This is a genomic window from Pseudomonas sp. Mb7, assembly GCF_054790525.1.
Window position 1 is genome coordinate 6,212,377 of the sequence record NZ_CP186501.1, and the last position, 18,353, is coordinate 6,230,729.

The 18,353-nt window shown below is 59.7% G+C and carries 17 protein-coding genes; 12 read left to right on the top strand and 5 right to left on the bottom strand.

Features of this window, described 5'->3' with window-relative positions; genetic code table 11:
* Positions 1-83: 83 nt before the first annotated feature.
* The 4 genes from ACOYXH_RS28110 (at position 84) to ACOYXH_RS28125 (ending at position 4,762) form a co-directional block, all read left to right on the top strand.
* Positions 84-419, top strand: a complete 336-nt coding sequence (locus tag ACOYXH_RS28110) for a YceK/YidQ family lipoprotein (RefSeq protein WP_093430131.1) — start codon at positions 84-86, stop codon at positions 417-419.
* Between the two features lie 172 nt (positions 420-591).
* A complete protein-coding gene (locus tag ACOYXH_RS28115; RefSeq protein WP_095047258.1) occupies positions 592-2,346 on the top strand; it encodes a carbamoyltransferase family protein in 1,755 nt (584 codons plus the stop codon).
* Complete coding sequence (locus tag ACOYXH_RS28120) at positions 2,339-3,247, top strand: glycosyltransferase family 2 protein (protein ID WP_095047259.1); 909 nt, start codon at positions 2,339-2,341, stop codon at positions 3,245-3,247. The genes ACOYXH_RS28115 and ACOYXH_RS28120 overlap by 8 nt, the downstream gene beginning before the upstream one ends.
* 75 nt (positions 3,248-3,322) lie before the next feature.
* Positions 3,323-4,762, top strand: coding sequence for a hypothetical protein (locus tag ACOYXH_RS28125; protein WP_245398016.1), 1,440 nt, complete (start codon positions 3,323-3,325; stop codon positions 4,760-4,762).
* A gap of 3 nt (positions 4,763-4,765) precedes the next feature.
* On the opposite strand, the gene ACOYXH_RS28130 is transcribed toward ACOYXH_RS28125, so the two are convergent.
* Complete coding sequence (locus ACOYXH_RS28130) at positions 4,766-5,419, bottom strand: toluene tolerance protein (protein WP_095125335.1); 654 nt, start codon at positions 5,417-5,419, stop codon at positions 4,766-4,768.
* 125 nt (positions 5,420-5,544) lie between these two features.
* On the opposite strand from ACOYXH_RS28130, the gene msbA reads away from it, so the two are divergent.
* From msbA to ACOYXH_RS28165, 7 genes are all read left to right on the top strand, one after another.
* Positions 5,545-7,371: a lipid A export permease/ATP-binding protein MsbA gene (gene msbA, locus ACOYXH_RS28135; RefSeq protein WP_095047262.1), complete on the top strand. Its 1,827-nt coding sequence runs from the start codon at positions 5,545-5,547 to the stop codon at positions 7,369-7,371.
* Positions 7,365-8,261 (top strand): GNAT family N-acetyltransferase, encoded by an 897-nt coding sequence (locus tag ACOYXH_RS28140; RefSeq protein WP_116255770.1) that lies wholly within the window; start codon positions 7,365-7,367, stop codon positions 8,259-8,261. The genes msbA and ACOYXH_RS28140 overlap by 7 nt, the downstream gene beginning before the upstream one ends.
* A gap of 4 nt (positions 8,262-8,265) precedes the next feature.
* Positions 8,266-9,666 carry a PIG-L deacetylase family protein gene (locus ACOYXH_RS28145; protein ID WP_220557452.1) on the top strand — a complete coding sequence of 467 codons (1,401 nt, stop codon included), beginning with the start codon at positions 8,266-8,268 and terminating at the stop codon, positions 9,664-9,666.
* A 64-nt stretch (positions 9,667-9,730) separates the two neighbouring features.
* Entirely contained in the window at positions 9,731-11,152 is a 1,422-nt protein-coding gene (gene hldE / locus ACOYXH_RS28150; protein WP_093430139.1) for a bifunctional D-glycero-beta-D-manno-heptose-7-phosphate kinase/D-glycero-beta-D-manno-heptose 1-phosphate adenylyltransferase HldE, read from the top strand.
* Positions 11,153-11,282: 130 nt separating this feature from the next.
* Positions 11,283-12,257, top strand: a complete 975-nt coding sequence (locus ACOYXH_RS28155; protein WP_220557456.1) for a glycosyltransferase family protein — start codon at positions 11,283-11,285, stop codon at positions 12,255-12,257.
* The gene (locus ACOYXH_RS28160) at positions 12,258-12,965 is read left to right on the top strand and encodes a hypothetical protein (RefSeq protein WP_258709148.1); all 708 of its coding nucleotides are present in this window, start codon (positions 12,258-12,260) and stop codon (positions 12,963-12,965) included.
* Positions 12,966-13,023: 58 nt separating this feature from the next.
* Positions 13,024-13,824: a hypothetical protein gene (locus ACOYXH_RS28165; protein ID WP_460410123.1), complete on the top strand. Its 801-nt coding sequence runs from the start codon at positions 13,024-13,026 to the stop codon at positions 13,822-13,824.
* A gap of 4 nt (positions 13,825-13,828) precedes the next feature.
* Here ACOYXH_RS28165 and ACOYXH_RS28170 read toward each other — a convergent pair whose 3' ends face one another.
* The 4 genes from ACOYXH_RS28170 to ACOYXH_RS28185 form a co-directional block, all read right to left on the bottom strand.
* Positions 13,829-14,791: a metal ABC transporter ATPase gene (locus ACOYXH_RS28170; protein ID WP_095047269.1), complete on the bottom strand. Its 963-nt coding sequence runs from the start codon at positions 14,789-14,791 to the stop codon at positions 13,829-13,831.
* A gap of 31 nt (positions 14,792-14,822) precedes the next feature.
* The gene (locus ACOYXH_RS28175; protein WP_460410124.1) at positions 14,823-15,635 is read right to left on the bottom strand and encodes an aldo/keto reductase; all 813 of its coding nucleotides are present in this window, start codon (positions 15,633-15,635) and stop codon (positions 14,823-14,825) included.
* Positions 15,632-16,807 (bottom strand): NAD(P)/FAD-dependent oxidoreductase, encoded by a 1,176-nt coding sequence (locus tag ACOYXH_RS28180; protein ID WP_095047271.1) that lies wholly within the window; start codon positions 16,805-16,807, stop codon positions 15,632-15,634. Before ACOYXH_RS28180 ends, ACOYXH_RS28175 begins: the two co-directional genes overlap by 4 nt.
* A gap of 202 nt (positions 16,808-17,009) precedes the next feature.
* On the bottom strand, positions 17,010-17,342 hold the full coding sequence (locus ACOYXH_RS28185; protein ID WP_016985677.1) for a DMT family transporter: 333 nt from the start codon (positions 17,340-17,342) through the stop codon (positions 17,010-17,012).
* 110 nt (positions 17,343-17,452) lie between these two features.
* Between ACOYXH_RS28185 and ACOYXH_RS28190 the strand changes: the two genes are divergently transcribed.
* Positions 17,453-18,349 carry a LysR family transcriptional regulator gene (locus ACOYXH_RS28190; RefSeq protein ID WP_093430146.1) on the top strand — a complete coding sequence of 299 codons (897 nt, stop codon included), beginning with the start codon at positions 17,453-17,455 and terminating at the stop codon, positions 18,347-18,349.
* Positions 18,350-18,353: the final 4 nt, after the last annotated feature.

The following is an 18,353-nucleotide window of genomic DNA, read 5'->3' on the forward strand; positions in this document are numbered from 1 at the left end:
GTCCTACAGCTTCTCCAGAAGCCATGAACTGTGCCCTGTTCAGTCCCGATGCTAATTTGCCCAACGACCTTGGAGGGCGAATTTTGACCATTAAACAGGCTGCAACGCTGGGTGTATTTTCATGGATTCTGGCTGGCTGTGGCAGCGCCATGACTGTCTTGCAGGACGATGCCGACGTGGCGCGGGACATGCGCAAACAAAAAACCTATTGCCAGTCCATTCCGCGGATTTACAGCGGTCTGGCCTTCGACTTCTGCGTGTTGAACGCGCCGCCGGATCCCAGCGGTTTTCTGGTGCCATTCGTGTTGCTGGATCTGCCATTGTCCGGAGTATTCGATACAGTAGCGTTGCCCTATACGGTTTATCGTCAGCTCACCGACGGCAATCTTGGTATTTACTGGCGCAAGGGCAGTTATTGAGTAGCAGGGTAAGGTTTCTCCAAACCATTCACCCCGAGGGCAATCGCACAGGGTAATTCCCTACTCGTTTACGCTATAATCCCGCCCTTTAGCTGTCACTCGCCCTGTGCGGGGGCACATCAATTTTCAAGGCGCATCGCGCCTGCACGCAGACTAAAGAGGCTAGACCCCTGTGGCATTGACGATTCTTGGCCTGTCCGGCGCCCTTAGCCATGACCCTTCAGCAGCCTTGTACATCGACGGCAAGCTGGTGGCGGCGGCTGAAGAAGAGCGCTTCGTACGCGATAAGCATGCAAAGAACCGCATGCCCTACGAATCGGCGAAGTTCTGTCTTGAGCAGGCCGGCATCAAGCCGTCCGACGTTGACGTAGTTGCGATCCCGTTCGCTCCGATCAGCCTGTTCGGCAAGGCGCGCTGGCACTACGCCAAGCGTTACTGGTACGCGCCGGATCGCGCCCTGGATGCGATCCTGATGGGCAACCGCCGCTACAAGCGCTACCGCAACAAGATTGTCTGGTGCCTGGAGCAATTGGGTTTTGATCCGAAGAAGATCAAGATCGAACCAGTCGAGCACCACTTGGCTCACGCCTCCAGCGCCTACCACTGCTCTGGCTTCAAAGAAAAAACCGCGATCCTCGGTATCGACGGCAAGGGCGAGTACGCCACGACCTTCTTTGGCTACGGTGAAAACGGCAAGATCCACAAGATCAAGGAATTCTTCGATCCGGACTCCCTCGGCGGCCTGTATGGCGCGATCACCGAGTTCCTCGGCTTCGAGATGCTCGACGGTGAGTTCAAGGTCATGGGCATGGCGCCGTACGGCGATGCCAGCAAGTACGATTTCTCGCGTCTGGCCTCGTTCGAAAACGGTGAGCTGGTGATCAACACCGACTACGCCAACGTTATTGGCCTGCGCCGCTATAAAGAGAAGGGCAAAGGCTTCTACTTCTCGCCTAAGCTGATCGAGTGGCTGGGGCCGAAGCGCGAAGGCGATATTGCTGACGAACCTTACATTCACTACGCCGCGAGCATGCAAGCGCTGTTCGAGAAGCTGGCGCTGCAGATGATCGATCACTATTTGGGTGACGTGCTCAAGGAAACCGGCAAACTGGCCTTCGCCGGTGGCTGTGCGCTGAACGTCAAACTGAACCAGAAAATCATTGCCCGCGACGACATCAAAGAGCTGTTCGTGCAGCCGGCGTCCGGCGATGCCGGCACTGCGGTCGGCGCCGCTGCCTACGTGTCTCACGCCCGTGGCGTGCCGGTCGAGAAGATGGAGCACGTCTACCTCGGCCCGTCGTACAGCAACGAGGACGTGATCGCCGCTTGCGCCCGTCACGAGAACAAGCCAGCGTGGCGCAAGCTCGATAACATGCCGGAACAGATCGCCAAAATCATGGTTGATGGTAATCCCGTGGCCTGGTTCCAGGGACGTATGGAGTTCGGCCCGCGTGCATTGGGTGGTCGTTCGATCATTGGTTGCCCAAGCGTGGCTGGCGTGGCTGATCGCATCAACCACCAGATCAAGTTCCGCGAGCGCTGGAGGCCTTTCTGCCCGTCGATGCTCGACACTGTTGCGCCGCAAATGATCAAGATCGATCACCCGGCACCGTTCATGACCTTCACGTTTGAAGTGGCGGAAGAGTGGAAGACCCGTGTGCCGGAAGTCGTCCATGAAGATGGCACTTCTCGTGCCCAGGTCCTCAAGCGTGAATACAACCCGCGCTACTACGACATGATGAAGGCGCTGGAAAACCTGACCGGTAACGGCGTATCGCTGAACACCTCGCTCAACCGTCGTGGCGAACCGATGATTTGCTCGCCGACCGACGCGTTGAACATGTTTTTCGGTTCGGATCTGGAATACCTGATCATGGAAGATATTCTGGTCGTAAAAGAGGGTGTGAAAGGATACGAACTTGACTGAAACACTGATCAGCGTCGTCATTCCGGTTTACAACTATGCGCGAACGCTGCCTCGTGCAGTGGAGTCGGTGTTGGCACAATTGGATGAAACGACGGCGGATCTGCTGGTCATCGACGACGGGTCGACGGACGATACGCCTGAGGTAGTGGAAAGGCTCCTGCTCAAGCATGGCGGTCGTTTTCGCGCGCTGCGTAAAAGCAACGGCGGATTGTCGTCGGTACGCAATCGGGGGCTGGAAGAGACAACCGGGCAGTATCTGGTGTTTCTCGACTCTGACGATGAAATGGCTCCCGGTGCATTGGCTGCGCTTGCGCAGCACATTGCCAGTCATCCGCAGACCCTTATGGTGATCGGTGCGCACTGGTCAGTGTTCGCTGACGGCCGCCGCAGTTTGCAGGCGGCCAGGCCTTTGCCTGTGACGCCCCGCCAGCGCCTGCAGGGTTACCTGCTGAACAAGACGGTGTCGATTTCCAACGGTGCCTGTGCGATGCACCGCGAAGTGTTCGCTCTGGGCAATTACCCGGAACATTTGCGCAACGTCGAGGACCTGCCAGTGTTTGCCCAAGTGCTGGCGCGCTACCCCTGCACCGTTCTAGACAAGCCTCTGGCACTGATCCACAAGCACGCCGACAGCATGCGCCATGATTTGCGCCAGAGTCTTGCTGCCGGTACGGAGCAGGTCGTCAGCGAAGTGTTTTCCAGTCGAAGAATGCCCGAAGAAATGTGTGATCTGCGCCAGGCGTTTCTGGCACAGCGCTGTTTGTCGCTGTTTCGCGACTGTTATTCCCATGGCGAGTACAAGCTGGCCAGGTCGTTCTATTTCCAGGCTTTGCGTGCAGACTGGCGGACGTTTTCACGCTGGTCATACACCCGCAAGGCTTTGCGGTTGCTGTTTCGGTAAGTGGGTCGCGGTGATGTGCGCGTACCTTGTAACGGATGTCGGTGAGGTGGCTGGGTGAAAGGTACGGGCGGTAGTGTGGCAACTCGAGTCTCCAGAATCATCGACAAATACCCGGTCTGGCTGGCGTTTGTGGGCAGCGCGCTGTTATCGCTGATAGCCGTCCTGGGCACTGCGACAGTGGGGCGTGATGCCGCGCTGTATATCGATATTGCGCAACAGGTCACCGAGCACGGGCCGAATGTGGCTTGGGCTACTTTCGACTGGCCCTGGTTTTCCTTTCTGCTGGCCGCTACGCATTCCATCCTGCATTTGCCGCTGGAGCTGAGTGCCTATCTTTGGTGTGCACTCTTTTTTGCCGGCACCAGCGCGTTGATGGTGGACTGCGTGCGTCAGCGGTCTGCGCTGGTCACCCGTTGGGCGTGCCTGGTGGTATTGGCCATGCCGGCGGTGAATGCCTTTCGAAACGACATCATCCGTGAGTGCGGTTTCTGGTTCTTCTGCACGCTGACGCTCTGGCTCGCGCTGCGCTGGCAAGCTCGTGGCGGCTGGTTGCGCGCGGCATTCATCCACCTGGCAATCGTCGCAGCAGCCTTGTTTCGGCTGGAGGCCTTATTGCTGGTGCCGGCGTTGGCTCTGTGGCAGTTGCCCAACCTGTGGTCATCTGGCCGACGGATGCAGTTTGCCCAGTTTTCGCTGCTGCCGGTTTTGGGGCTGCTGGCCATTTCGGCAACCAGTGTACTCATGTCGGCGCGAGTGATGCTGTATCTGGACATGATTGCCCCGCACAGTGTGTTCGCGTCCTTTCAGATGCTGTGCGATCAGTTTGCCAATTCGCTCATCAACAAGTACTCCCAGGATGAAGCCGGGCGGATCATTTTCTTCGGCATCCTGGCGACCATGACCATCAGTTTCGTGAAGTTGATGGGGCCTTTCGCCGTTCCCTTCATTCTGCGGCGTAACTGGGGGGTGCTAGGCGTCTACTGGCGCGACTATCGACCCTTCGCCTGGGCGGCGCTGCTGTATCTGATCGTGCTGGTGCTGTTTTTCATCAAGCAACAGTTCATGAATACGCGCTACCTGAGCTTTCTCAATCTGTTGTTTGTGCCCGTGCTGGCGATGGGGCTGGCGGCGTTTGTTCGCGAGTTCCCGCGTTGGGGCAGGTGGCTGGTGGTTCTGTGTTTGCTGGTGATGCTGTCGAACGTCATCTCCACCGGGGCCGGCAAAACCCATTACGTCCAGGCCGGACGCTGGTTGTCGGCCCATGTCGAGCCAGGGGCGAAGACCTATTTCGAGGATGGACGGATCAGCTATTACGCCGGTCGCGGCTACGTGTTGCCGGTACTGACCGCAGAGGAAGCGATGTCGGCAGCGCACGCGGGCGACTATCAGTACTTCCTCATCGAGGCCAAGGGTGACGAGCCTTGGCTGAATGAGTGGCTGGTGGCGCACAAGCTGCGCATCATCGAGCATTTCGCCAATCGCAAAGGTGCCACTGTAGTGGTCATCGGCCGCTAAGGCTTAACCGAGCAGCGGGCGCAGGCGCGAGATCAGCGGCGCTTGCCGGTTGCTCGGGAGTGCCTGCCGATAGCCCTCGATAAACGTGTCGCCGGCGTCCTGGCCGAGCAGCCATTGGCGGTCTTCCTTGTAGCGCAGCAAATGCGCGAAGTTACGCAGGCGTTTACTGTCACTGAGCGCGTGCTTCTGGCAGCGCAGGTCGGCAATATCGATCAGGCCCAAACGCTTGTCGGGGGTCTGCACGACGTTGCCAAAGTGCAGTGATCGAAAGTACACACCTTTTTCGTGCAGCAGGGCGAAGTACCCGCCCAGCTGGAATCTCAGTGTGTCAGCCTCTTCGTCAGTGCCTTGTAGCTGACGCACTGTATTGCCTTCCAGCGGGCTGTAATACACGCAGTCACGTTCGATGCTCGGGATGCGGTAGACCGCGATGACTTTGGGGCAGAGGATGTCGCGTTGTTCGAGGATCCGTGTATTGTCGGCAAAGCGTTGTGCATAGGGGTAGAACAGTGCCGAACTGAGCAGCCGCTTGCGGCGGAACAGCTTGAGCATGCGTCCATCGGCCAATCTGAGCACTTTGTCGCCGGAACCGTCGGCTTCCAATACGTGTGCACCCTCGCGCAGTGCCTCGTAAGTGCTGTGATCAATCGATTGCATATCCGGCTCCCCATCATTAGCGGGGTATCTTAACCGACTTGGTCGAAAGCTGGTTCGAAGTCATGTTTATCGGGGCAAAAACGCGTGTGATATCATCGGCGCCTCACTGAATTGCGCGGATCACCATGAGCAGTCCTGAACCGAAAGCCCAGTCCACGCTGGCGATCTATTTCCGCCTTTTGGCTTACGTGCGGCCTTATGCCGGCCTTTTCCTTCTCAGCATCGTCGGGTTTCTGATTTTCGCATCGACTCAACCGATGCTCGCCTACATCCTCAAGTACTTTGTCGACGGTCTGGCCAATCCTGAAGCCAGTCTGTTCCCGGGCAACCCTTATCTGGGCAAGCTGCAGTTGCTCGAAACAGTGCCACTGATGATCGTCTTCATCGCGTTGTGGCAGGGCGTGGGTTCTTACCTGGGCAACTTCTTCCTGGCGCGGGTTTCTCTGGGCCTGGTGCATGACCTGCGGGTGGTGTTGTTCAATAAATTGCTGGAGTTGCCCAATCGCTTCTTCGACAAGAACAATTCCGGCCACCTGATTTCCCGGATCACCTTCAACGTGACCATGGTCACCGGCGCGGCAACGGATGCAATCAAAGTCGTCATCCGTGAAGGCATGACCGTGATTTTCCTGTTCTGCACACTGTTGTGGATGAACTGGAAGCTCACGCTGGTGATGGTCGCCATCCTGCCGTTGATCGGTTTGATGGTGAACAGCACCAGCAAAAAATTCCGCAAGCAAAGCAAGAAGATCCAGGTCTCGATGGGCAACGTCACGCACGTCGCGTCCGAGACCATTCACGGCTATCGCGTCGTGCGCAGTTTTGGCGGCGAGCAGTACGAAAAGGATCGCTTTCGCGATGCCAGCCAGAGCAACACCGACAAGCAGTTGACGATGACCAAGACCGGCGCCGTTTACACGCCGATGCTGCAGCTGGTGACTTACAGCGCCATGGCGGTGGTCATGTTCCTCGTCCTGTACCTTCGCGGCGATGCATCGCCGGGTGATCTGGTGGCCTACATCACCATGGCTGGCTTGTTGCCCAAGCCGATCCGTCAGTTGTCGGAGGTCAGCTCGACGATTCAGAAGGGTGTCGCCGGTGCCGAAAGTATTTTCGAGCAACTGGATGAGCCGGCGGAAGTGGATCAGGGCACGGTCGAGCAAGATCGTCTCGAAGGCCGTCTGGAAGTGCGCAATCTGAGCTTCCACTATCCTGACACCGACAAAGCGGTGCTCAATGACATCAGTTTCGTCGTCGAACCGGGGCAAATGGTTGCCTTGGTCGGCCGCTCGGGCAGTGGCAAATCGACCCTGGCCAGCCTGATTCCGCGCTTTTATCAGCATGATGATGCGCAGGGCCAGATCTTGCTCGATGGCGTGCAGGTGCAGGACTTCACCTTGCGCAGCCTGCGTCGGCAGATTGCTCTGGTGACCCAACAGGTCACGCTATTCAACGATACGGTGACCAACAACATCGCCTACGGTGATCTGGCCGGTGCGCCGTTCGATGAGGTCAAGCGCGCGGCTACCGAAGCCTATGCCGATGAGTTCATCATCAAGATGCCGCAAGGCTACGAAACCATGGTCGGCGAAAACGGTGTGCTGCTGTCCGGCGGCCAGCGTCAGCGCATCGCCATTGCCCGGGCGTTGCTCAAGGATGCACCGCTGCTGATTCTCGACGAGGCCACTTCCGCGCTCGATACCGAGTCGGAGCGGCATATCCAGGCTGCCCTGGATCATGTGGTGAAAAACCGCACGACCTTGGTGATCGCCCACCGTTTGAGCACCATCGAGAAAGCCGACCTGATTCTGGTCATGGACGAAGGTCGCATCGTCGAGCGCGGCTCTCACGCACAATTGCTCGAGCAGAACGGCTATTACGCCCGTCTGCACGCCAAAGAGTTTGAAGAGGGTGACGAGCCTCAGCCGGCACACGCGACCGACGTATGCTGACGATGTTTCGCAGCTTTCGCGAGCGTGGCTGGACCGAAATCGACCGGGACAGCTACGCCCGTGCCTGGCAACGTTTCGGCGGCAGTTTTGCTACACACCCCGAAGTCGTCGAGCGCTTGTCGACGTTCCTTGGCATCGAGTTGCGCTACCTGGGCTGGGTCGTTGGCGGTGATGTGCTGGCCGCCATCCCTTGCTGGGGGCGGCATGTTGCCTTGTCCAAGGAAGTGCTCAAGCGCGAGGGCAAGCGTGGCTTGCTGGACATGGGCAATGCGGAAATCATTCTGCCGATCGCGCCAGACGTCATCGTGCCGGTGCGCCAGCGCGTGGCTTATGTGTCCCAGCTCAATGCCGGGCAGATCAGCACGCTGAAGCCACAGCCTGAGGGCCTGGCGCTGGCCCGGTTGCCGGAAGAATATTCGAAGAAGTTCCGCTATAACCAGCGTCGCGAACAGCGCCTGCTGGAAGAGGCGGGTGGATCGCTGGTGCCGATGTCCGACTTTACGCCGCAGGAACAGGCTGCCGCTTACGGCGATCTGTTTCAGCGGCGCTGGGGCTTCGAGGTGCCGGGCAAGGCCGGGCTGGTTGAGGTCTTTACCTTGCTGCGCGAGTTCATGACCGGTTCGGTGGTGATGCTCGAATCGGCGCCCGTCGCCATTCAGGTGCTCTATCGCGTCGAGGCCCCGCAATGGGTTTCGCTGGAATACATCAACGGTGGTGTCGACCCGCAGAGCCGCGAGTTCAGCCCCGGCAGTGTGCTGAGTTTCGTCAACACCCAAGAGGCCTGGGCGCACGCGCAAGCGCTGGGCAAACCTCTGCGTTATTCATTCGGTCGTGCCGACCGAGAGTACAAGGATCGCTGGTGCCACACGGTGCCGGTCTACAAGGTCTGAATTCATGAGCGCTCGCAAGCAACAGCTTCTCAAGGCCCATCGGCGCAACAAGCGTCTGTTCCTGATCGCCTTTGTGCTGGCGCTGTTGCTGATCGGCGTGCTGATCGCGTGGTGGCTGGTGCCGCTGTTGCTGGTGCTGGCCTGGGTCGTTCACGAGGCCTGGTTTGCCGACCATTTGTTCTACCGGCCTACCGACGACTATCAATACGTCTTTCCGCCGCAAACCGCGCGGCAGGCCGTGAGTCTTGAGGGCGGCGTGGTAGGCCTGAGCGAACCGCTGGCGCAGGGCGAGACATTGGTACTCGAACTCGAAGTGAAGTCCTCCTGGCTGGGGCGCTGGCTCGATCCCTATGTTGAGGTGGGCGATGATCGTCAGGATCTGGAGCGGGGCGTCAGAGGGCGGCGTTTCCTTAATCTGTCGGGGCAGGTCGATGCGCTGGCGCAAGGGACTCTGACGCTGCGTGGCCGATATTGCGTACCTGCTGCGACGGGCGTGTTGTGGGTCATGGCCAATCCGGACTACAGCCGCCAGCGGGTCATGGTCATCGCGCCCCATGCCGATGATGCAGAGCTCGCCGCCTTCGGTCTGTACAGTCGATGCGAAGACGTCAGCATCGTCACCCTGACCCAGGGTGAGATCGAGGCTGAAGACTTTCAGCGGCTGGGCCTTGATCAAGCCGCAGCCGCTCGATTGAAGGGCCGCTTGCGCAGTTGGGACAGCCTGGTGATTCCGCTGTGGGGGGGCGTGCCTGCCGAGCGTTGTGTGCAATTGGGCTATTACTGCCTGCAACTGCCGTCGATGGTCGAAGCGCCGACCCAGGCGTTCGGCTCCCGGGAATCGCAGGAAAACGATATTCGCAGTGTGCGCCAGCATAACCCGTTGACCCTGCCCGCCGACGTTGACGGGCAGCCGACCTGGCAAAACCTGCTGGGTGATCTGACGGCCCTGCTTGAGCACTATCGCCCGGAAGTGGTCGTTACACCGCATCCTGAACTCGATCCCCACAGTGATCATATAGCGTCGACCCAAGCGTTGCTTGAGGCTATCGAACGCAGTAGCTGGAAACCGGCGACCCTGCTGCTGTACGCCAATCACCTGCACGACAATGATCGCTGGCCCATGGGGCCTGCCGGTGCGGGTGTTCCGCTGCCTCCCGCCATCGAGCCGCTACCGGCTGATCGCCTGTGGAGTCCGCTGCTGTCGGCCGACGTGCAACTGGACAAAGCCATGGCGCTGGCCATGGAGCACGATCTGCAGGGCGGACAGGCGTTCAAACGGCAATTGCGCCGCAGGATCCAGCAGGCTCTGGCCGGCCGTCGCTGGCCTGAAACGGGCAGTAACGAGTTTTTCCGCAAGGCGGTCCGGCGTCACGAGCTGTTCTGGGTGCGCGACCTTTCAGATTGAGGCGGACGGCGCTTTACCCTGTGTTAATATCGCGCCCCTGTTCATTTTGTATGTGGGTTGCTCCATGAAGTTGTCCATGCCGCGTTTCGATCAAGCCCCGGTCTTGGTAGTCGGCGATGTCATGCTCGACCGTTACTGGCATGGCGGAACCTCACGGATTTCCCCTGAGGCGCCGGTGCCGGTCGTTAAGGTCGAGCAGATCGAAGACCGTCCGGGCGGTGCCGCGAACGTTGCCTTGAACATTGCCGCGCTGGGTGCGCCGGCGTCGCTGGTTGGTGTGACCGGCGATGACGAAGCCGCCGACAGCCTGAGCAACAGTCTCAAAGGCGCGGGCGTACGCGCTCTGTTCCAGCGCATCGCGCACCAGCCAACCATCGTCAAGCTGCGGGTCATGAGCCGGCACCAGCAACTGCTGCGTATCGACTTTGAAGAACCGTTCGCCACCGACGCTCTGGCCCTTGGTTCGCAGGTCGACGACCTGCTCGAAGGCATCAAGGTGCTGGTACTCTCCGATTACGGCAAAGGCGCCCTGAAAAACCATCAGGCGCTGATCCAGGCCGCCCGCGCGAAGAACATTCCGGTGCTGGCCGATCCAAAGGGCAAGGACTTCTCGATTTATCGCGGCGCCAGCCTGATCACCCCCAATCTCAGCGAATTCGAAGCCATCGTCGGCGGTTGCGTCGATGAGCATGAGCTGGTGAGCAAGGGCGCCGCCCTGATGCACGACCTCGAACTCGGTGCGCTGTTGGTGACACGCGGCGAACACGGCATGACCCTGTTGCGTCCGGATCAGCCAGCGCTGCACCTGCCGGCCCGTGCCCGTGAAGTGTTCGATGTCACCGGTGCCGGTGACACGGTGATCTCCACCCTGGCGGCAGCGATTGCCGCCGGTGAAGACCTGCCCCACGCCGTTGCGCTGGCCAACCTGGCCGCCGGCATCGTGGTCGGCAAACTCGGTACGGCCGCCATCAGCGCCCCGGAACTGCGTCGCGCCATTCAGCGCGAGGAGGGTTCTGAACGGGGTGTCCTGGGTCTGGAGCAGTTGCTGCTCGCCGTGGCCGATGCCCGTGCGCACAACGAGAAGATCGTCTTCACCAACGGCTGCTTCGACATCCTCCATGCCGGCCATGTGACCTACCTGGAGCAGGCGCGGGCACAGGGCGACCGGCTGATTGTCGCGGTCAACGATGATGCTTCGGTCAGCCGTCTCAAAGGCCCGGGCCGCCCGATCAACAGTGTTGACCGACGCATGGCGGTTCTCGCCGGCCTCGGCGCTGTGGACTGGGTGATCAGTTTCCCTGAAGGCACCCCGGAGAACCTGCTGCGCGAGGTCAAACCGGACGTGCTGGTCAAGGGCGGCGATTACGGCATCGATCAGGTAGTCGGCGCTGATATCGTCACTGCTTATGGCGGTACCGTAAAGGTGCTGGGACTGGTGGAAAACAGCTCGACAACTGCGATTGTCGAGAAGATCCGCAGTCGTTGATCAGATGAATTTTTACCGTTGTGTACTGCGTGTGAACGGATTTTGCCTTGGGGATTTTACCGTTTCCGTTGATGTAGGCAGCTTTGAATCCGATGCGCTTGCCTGCCTACGTCGCGTGGTCAATTAACCTATGAAAGTCATGCTCCTGGTGATGGACGAGCAGCGGGTCATTCTCGACCGGCTCTACGACATCGTGCAGCAGAACTGTGATGAGTGTTTCATCTATCGTTTGAGCAAAAAACAGCAGTTGAATCTGGGGTCGTTTCTGGCCTCGGTCGATTACCAGACTTTCGATCGCGTGGTGATTTTCTCCCGGGTCAAACGCCTGGCAACGCAACTGCAGGTGCTCAAATGCATCCCCGGGCTGGTCTTCCTTGAACACGACGCCTACCAGAACTACATGCCAGCGAGTAAATACCGCGGCGTGTATTCACGGCTCTACCGTCGCCTGCCGAGTTGCCGGGCGCTGGTGTCCGGTGCCGTGGTCGCGCGCAAGATGCTCGCTGAAGGCATCGACACGGTGTTTGTCTCCAAAGGTTATGACGAGCAGATGCTGCACAATACCGGCGTCGAGCGGGACATTCCCATCGGTTTTCTTGGCAGCTTGAAAAGCACCGAATATGCCGAGCGCAAAGCCATGCTCGAGTCGCTCTCGCAGCGAACCGGGATGCTGGTGACCCGTACCAAGTCGGGTGCGGAATACCTGCAGATGCTCAATCGCATCAGGATTTTCGTCAGCGCCGACATCGGCATGAACGAGTTCATGATCAAGAACTATGAGGCCATGGCCTGCGGTTGTGTGCTGCTGGCCTGGAGTCAGGGCGAAGAAGACCGTCTGCTCGGCTTTGAAGACATGCACAACACCGTGTTCTACCGCAGCGAAGATGAAGCGGTGGAAAAGATCCAGCTGCTGCAGAGCGACCCTGAACTGGCAGAGCGCATCGCCCGCAATGGCCAGGAGTTCGCGCAAAGCCGTTATTCCTTTGCCCGTGTCGGTCAGGCACTGGCTACGGAAATCCAGCGTGAGATGCGCCCATGGCAGCCGCCCTCGGCGTTCACGCGATTCTGGGTGAAGCTGCGTTACGGGATGAAGGTGCCAGTCTGAATGAAGGATCATCTATCGTCGCAACTCGGCGAGCACATGGCGCTGGATGCGCTGCCCGGTGGTGATCAGTCCGTACTGGGGGCGTTACCGACAGAACTTCTCGACTGTCTGAGCCGTGCGCCTCGGGTGGTGCTGATTGCCAACAACCCGGCCATCACTGCGGCGGACTTTCAGGCGTTGAACATTGGCGCCGATGACGTCGTCGTCAGCTTCAATACCTGCATCAAAGCGGCGCTGCTCAACAAGCAGAGCGTCAATGTCTTTGTGCATGGCTACAACGCGCCGGACGCGTATTTTTTTGGTCTGCCTTACGCGCCGCCGGTACAGCAGATGTTCGAACAGGCGAGCGAACGTTGTTTCAGCATGCTGGTGGGCTGCGCCGCACCAATGTGTCCACTGCCACGCGTGGCCATGTATTGGGATCGCATTCCACTGCCGCCACTGTGGAACTACCCGGTCGATCGCCCGGGTGGCAAGCGCTACGTTGGGCCTTCTACCGGTTTCAACACGCTGGTGGTGTTCGACTGGTTGCGCGCTCATGTCGGTTATAACTATCAGCTCATGACCCTGGGGTTTTCCAACGAAGCAGGAAAACTGTGGGGCGGCCATGCCTGGGACTATGAGCGTGACTGGCTGCAAAAGTCGGACATCATTGTGGTGCCCCTGCTACCTCGTCGCTGGTGGCAAAAGCTGTTTCGGCAGAAGTAAGCGACATCGTCTGTCCGGTTGCCAGCAGGCCCGAACTACTTTCAAAAGGTGCTGTTGAGTGTTGAAAATTGCCGTGGCTTTTTTCGGGATCCCGAGAAATTCGCCGATCTGTTTCCCCTCCATCGAGCAGAATGTGCTGGCGCAGTTGCCTGCGGGCAGCGATGTAAAGTGCTTCTACCATCTGTACAAGATCGATGAGGTGCAAAACACGCGATCCGGTGAGAAAGGCGAACTGAAGGCGGACAACTACCAACCATTCGAATCGATGACCGGCACACTCACCTCGACCGAGGGCGTGCTGGAGCGCTGGGATTTCGAACAGGTCAAAGCACAGGGCGATACCTGGGCAGATGACTTTGCGTCATTGCGCAATTTGATCTTTCAGCTCAACTCATTGCGAACCGTGACCAGCATGATCGAGCCGTTCAATCCGGATTTCGTTGTGTTCGTGCGCCCGGACAATTTCTTTCACAGCGCATTGCCTGCCTATGTCTTCGCTCACCCCGAGGCTCGCAAGCACAACGCTTATATTCCCGACTGGCAGTGGTGGGGCGGGTTGAACGATCGCTTTGCGGTGTGCGGGCGCGATACTTATGTCGCGTACGGCAAGCGCATCGAGTGTATTTTCGACTTCTGCAAGGCAACAGGCCGAAAGCTGCATTCCGAACGCTTGCTTAAATATGCCCTGCAGCAGGTCGATGCCAAAATCTGCACGCTGCCGACGCAGGCATCGCGGGTACGCATTACCGGTGCATTTGCCGAGGAATCGTTCTCGCCCAAGCGTGGCATGGGCAAGCGCGAAAACCGCTACTTTCATTTCTTCGCCGGGTTGCGTACCTGGTGGGACCGTCGCCGCTAAACCGTTATTTACCGGTTTTCTTGCCCAGACCGACCAGTCGCAGCGCCTTGATACTCAGTTGCTTGAGTCCCTGACGCGGGGCCTTCGCCGGTTGCAGGCCCTGCTGCACCAACCAGTCCTTCCAGCGAATCCTCTCTTCGCGCACAACCCAGCCGGATTGTGTGGCAAAGCTCTCGGCCAGATAAAGACCCCGGGTGCTGGCCGGTACCAGTTTGTCGCGCTTGAGCGTGTACAACTCTGCCAGTGGCGCGCCGTCCTTGAGTGGCATCAAGTACAGGTCGGGCCGTTTGCGGTCGAGTCGGGCCACCAGTTGATCACCCTCCAGGCGTTCGTCGACGTGGAACAGGCTCAGGGACTTGGCTTCCTTGGGCACATCCAGACGCAAGTCGTAGATCAATTGCAGCGATGCGGTCGGCAGATGCACGTAGGCCCGTGGGCGTTCGAGCAATTGCAGATTGGCGCTACGTATCGGTCGCGCTGAGCCGGACAACGGGGTCAGGCGAAACGGCAGCGCTTCGCGATAATGCAGTGCAGCGGAGTAGGGCGCCGGCAGCCAGGTGTCGTTGAAACGTCCGCCGAGCCAGCCTTCCGGTGTTTCCAGCAAGCACTCTTCGGCAATTTCCTGAATGGCCGTGTGTAGCGGAATATTCAGTTCATGCGCCGGCACGTAACCGGAAATCAATTTGAGCACGACGTCGCCACGATCCTGACGGCGTTGGCGCACCAGCACCCAGTAATCGCGATTCTGCCAATGCAGGGTCAGGCGCACCGAGACCCCGAGGTTGGCCAGTTCCAGCGAGAAGCGCTCGGTGTCAGCCACGCTCACCGGTTTGCGCCGCTGCAAGGTCTGCGCAAAGTTCAGCGGCATGCCGACGCTCTGGTAGGTCAGACCTTCGGGGGTGGCTTCGACGTACAACGGCAGGGTCTTGAAGTTGCTCGGGTTCTTTCTGATGAGCGTGCGCGGCATATCGGCTCCTGCTTAAGGCCGCGAAGCGGCGTCAGTGACCACGTAGGACCTGGGCAACGGTCGCAACGTTGTGGGCGAGGTGCAGCGGATTGATCGTCCCGACAATAGCACTGGCCACGCCAGGTTGCGCGAACAGCAATTCGAAGCTGGCGCGCACCGGATCCACGCCCGGACTCAAACAGACGTGACCGCTGGCCAAGGCTTTTTTCACCAGAATGGCTTTGCCGTGGGCAGCAGCATAGTCAATGACAGCTTTCTCGTTTTGTTCGTTCAGATTGTAGGTGACCATCGCGCAGTCGCCTTGCTCCAGTGCTTTCAAGCCACCTTCGACGGTTTTTCCGGAGAAGCCGAAGCCGCGAATCTTGCCTTCGGCCTTGAGCGCCGCGAGTGTCGCGTAAACCTCTTCGTGCTCGAGGATCGCCATGTCGTTGCCGTCGGAATGCACCAGCACCAGGTCGATAAAATCGGTTTCAAGACGTTGCAGGCTGCGCTCCACCGACATCCGTGTGTGTGCTGCGCTGAAATCGTGTTGCGAGAGGCCATCGGCAAACTCTTCGCCGACCTTGCTGACGATCACCCAGTCTTGCCGCTGGCCGCGTAGCAGCGGGCCAAGGCGTTCTTCGCTGCGTCCATAAGCCGGAGCGGTGTCGATCAGGTTGATGCCCAGATCGCGGGCCTGACGCAGCAGCATGCGCGCTTCGTCGTCGCCGGGGATCTGAAAACCGTTGGGATATTTCACCCCTTGGTCGCGGCCAAGTTTGACCGTACCCAGGCCCAGTGGCGAAACCATCAGGCCGGTGCTGCCCAACGGTCGATGAAGGTCGTGCAGGTTGGCAGTGGTCATGGCAGCAGTTGCTCCCAGGCTGGAACGCCCAGCGGTGGTTTTGGCAGCGCGGGCAATGGTTCGGTGGCTTGTGGCTGGATGCCGTCGCGCTCCAGGGCGGCGATGACCCGGTCAGCGAAGTCCGGCGCCAGCGCCAGTTTGGTCGGCCAGCCGACCAGCAAGCTGCCTTGCTCGGCAAGGAAGGCGTTGTCCGGGCGCGTCAGCCCGGTTTGCAGTGGCTCGGCACGGTCAACCCGCAGGGTCGCCCATTGCGTAGTGCTGAGGTCGATCCACGGCAACAACTGGGCGATCTCTTTCTGCGCGGTGGCAATCTGCTCGGCCGGCTCGCGGTTCACACCTTCGCTTTCGGCGATGTCGCCGCCCATATACCAGACCCACTGGCCGTCAGCGGCCGGATGTGTGGTCACAGTGATGCGCGGTTTGGTGCCGCCGCCCAGGCAGTGGGCGTACAGCGGCTTCAGACCTGGGCCTTTGGCGATGATCATGTGCAGCGGGCGGCGTTGCATGGCCGGCTGGTTCAAACCGAGGTCTTCGAGCAGTTGGGCAGTACCGGCACCGGCACTGAGGACAATACGCTGCGCGCGAATCTCGCGACCGTCGACTCGCAAACCAACCAGCACGCCCGCTTCCAGCAGTGGCTCGATGGTTTGTCCGGCGAGCAGGCCATCGCCGGCCAGATCGGCCAGGCGCTGGATCAGGCTCGGCACGTCGACTACCAGCTCGGCAAGGCGATAGACCTTGCCCTTGAAGCGTTTGTCTTGCAGGGCCGGCGGCAGTTGCTCGCCCTTGACCTGGTCGACCCGGCCGCGCACGGCCTTACTGGCGAAGAAACTGGTGAGGTTGCCCGCCAGAGTACCCGGCGACCACAGGTAATGGGCCTCGGACAGCAGGCGCACGCCGGACAGATCCAGCTCGCCACTGCCGGCCAGCGCTTCACGCCAGCGGCGTGGCATGTCGGCGATGGCTTCCGAGGCGCCAGTCAGCGCGCCGTGCAACGCGTACTTGGCGCCGCCGTGGATGATGCCTTGGGACTTCACACTCTGCCCGCCGCCGAGGCTGGCACTTTCCACCAGCACGGTCGAAAAACCCTGGCGGCGCAGACGCGCATTCAGCCAGAGGCCGGCGACACCAGCGCCGACAATCAGAACGTCGGTGGAAATAACGGATGGCATGCAGCGACCTCAGTGTTCAAGACGAGGGCGCAGTATACAGACTCGGGAAAGGGGCGGATTTGTCGATGATCAACAGGTTGAACATAGGGGCCAATGTGGGAGCGAGCCTGCTCGCGAAGAGGGAATGCCAGTCGACATATGTGTTGCCTGATACACCGCTTTCGCGAGCAGGCTCGCTCCCACAGGGGATTGTGTCTGGCAGTTAATGGCCGGCAGTCTTGGAGAACAGCTGAATCACGACGACGCCCAGCACGATCAACGCCATCCCGAGCATCGCCGGGATATCCAGTTTTTGCCCGTAGATGAACAGCGCCGCCACGCTGACCATCACAATGCCCATGCCGGCCCAGACCGCGTAGGCCACGCCAACCGGAACGGTACGCACCACCAGCGTCAGCATCCAGAACGCGATCGCGTAGCCGACGATGACCAGCACCAATGGCAGTGGCGTGCTGAAACCTTTGACCGCTTTCATCGACACGGTGGCGATCACTTCGGCGCAGATGGCAATGGCCAGGTAGGCGTAGGCGTTCATGGTTCAAATCCTCAATGTGAAACGTTGCTTGCTGAGGCGGCATTCTAGTGATTCGCCAGATGGGGTAAAGTCATTACCTATCTGTTACAGAGATGGGTTGGTGAATCAGCATGCAGTGGAATCTGGATCAACTGCGGGTGTTTGTCGACGTCGCCGAACACCGCTCGTTTTCCGCCGTGGCGCGCCAGCAGCGTAAAGCGCAGTCGGCGATCAGCAGCGCGATTGCCATGCTCGAAGATGACTTGGGCGTCAGCCTGTTCGAGCGTAGCAGCGGCCGTCAGCCAACGCTCACCGAGGCGGGCGAAGCGCTGTTGGAAGAGGCACGTGAAGTCCTGCGTCAATGCGAGCGCCTAAACGGTCGGGCGATGGCGATGCTGCGCGGCCAGGAAGCACAACTGCGCGTGGCGCAGGATGAGGCGATGCCCTATCAGGCGCTGGTGGAAAGTTTCGGTGAACTGGCCGAGCAGTTCCCTAGCCTGGAAGTGCAATTGACCAGCGCCGCGCAAGGCGAAGTCGCGCGTAAGCTGGTCGAGCGTCGTGCCGACCTCGGCCTGTTGTTCTATCACGATGAAATCCCCGAAGCACTGGAACGCCGCGTACTGGGCAGTGTGGAAATGGTCACGGTCTGCGGCATCAATCATCCGCTGGCGAAGCAGTCTTACGTGACCTGCCAGCAACTGGCGCAGCACCGGCAATTGTTGATGTCGACGCAAACCAGTGTCTATCCCGGCAACGAGCCGGCCAGCCCGCAGGTATGGCGCGCCGACAGTTTTTACGTGATGTCCGAATGGCTGGTGCGCGACCTCGGCTGGGCCTGGTTGCCCCGGCATGTGGTGCAGTACTCCGCGTATCAGGGCTTGATGGTCGAACTCGACAGCGAATGGACCCCGCCGGCACTGGTGGTGGAACTGGTCTGGCGCCGCGACGAACCGCTCGGCCCGGCCGCGCGCTGGCTGGCCGAACGTTTTGCCGTGCACTTGCGGGCGATCGGCGACAAAAGTCGATAAACTC

Bases quoted from the DNA above. Each gene is read 5' to 3' on its own strand.
- ACOYXH_RS28130 (WP_095125335.1), bottom strand. From the start codon at position 5,419: ATGCAATCGATTGATCACAGCACTTACGAGGCACTGCGCGAGGGTGCA.
- msbA (WP_095047262.1), top strand. From the start codon at position 5,545: ATGAGCAGTCCTGAACCGAAAGCCCAGTCCACGCTGGCGATCTATTTC.
- ACOYXH_RS28140 (WP_116255770.1), top strand. From the start codon at position 7,365: ATGCTGACGATGTTTCGCAGCTTTCGCGAGCGTGGCTGGACCGAAATC.
- ACOYXH_RS28145 (WP_220557452.1), top strand. From the start codon at position 8,266: ATGAGCGCTCGCAAGCAACAGCTTCTCAAGGCCCATCGGCGCAACAAG.
- hldE (WP_093430139.1), top strand. From the start codon at position 9,731: ATGAAGTTGTCCATGCCGCGTTTCGATCAAGCCCCGGTCTTGGTAGTC.
- ACOYXH_RS28155 (WP_220557456.1), top strand. From the start codon at position 11,283: ATGAAAGTCATGCTCCTGGTGATGGACGAGCAGCGGGTCATTCTCGAC.
- ACOYXH_RS28160 (WP_258709148.1), top strand. From the start codon at position 12,258: ATGAAGGATCATCTATCGTCGCAACTCGGCGAGCACATGGCGCTGGAT.
- ACOYXH_RS28170 (WP_095047269.1), bottom strand. From the start codon at position 14,791: ATGCCGCGCACGCTCATCAGAAAGAACCCGAGCAACTTCAAGACCCTG.
- ACOYXH_RS28175 (WP_460410124.1), bottom strand. From the start codon at position 15,635: ATGACCACTGCCAACCTGCACGACCTTCATCGACCGTTGGGCAGCACC.
- ACOYXH_RS28180 (WP_095047271.1), bottom strand. From the start codon at position 16,807: ATGCCATCCGTTATTTCCACCGACGTTCTGATTGTCGGCGCTGGTGTC.
- ACOYXH_RS28185 (WP_016985677.1), bottom strand. From the start codon at position 17,342: ATGAACGCCTACGCCTACCTGGCCATTGCCATCTGCGCCGAAGTGATC.
- ACOYXH_RS28190 (WP_093430146.1), top strand. From the start codon at position 17,453: ATGCAGTGGAATCTGGATCAACTGCGGGTGTTTGTCGACGTCGCCGAA.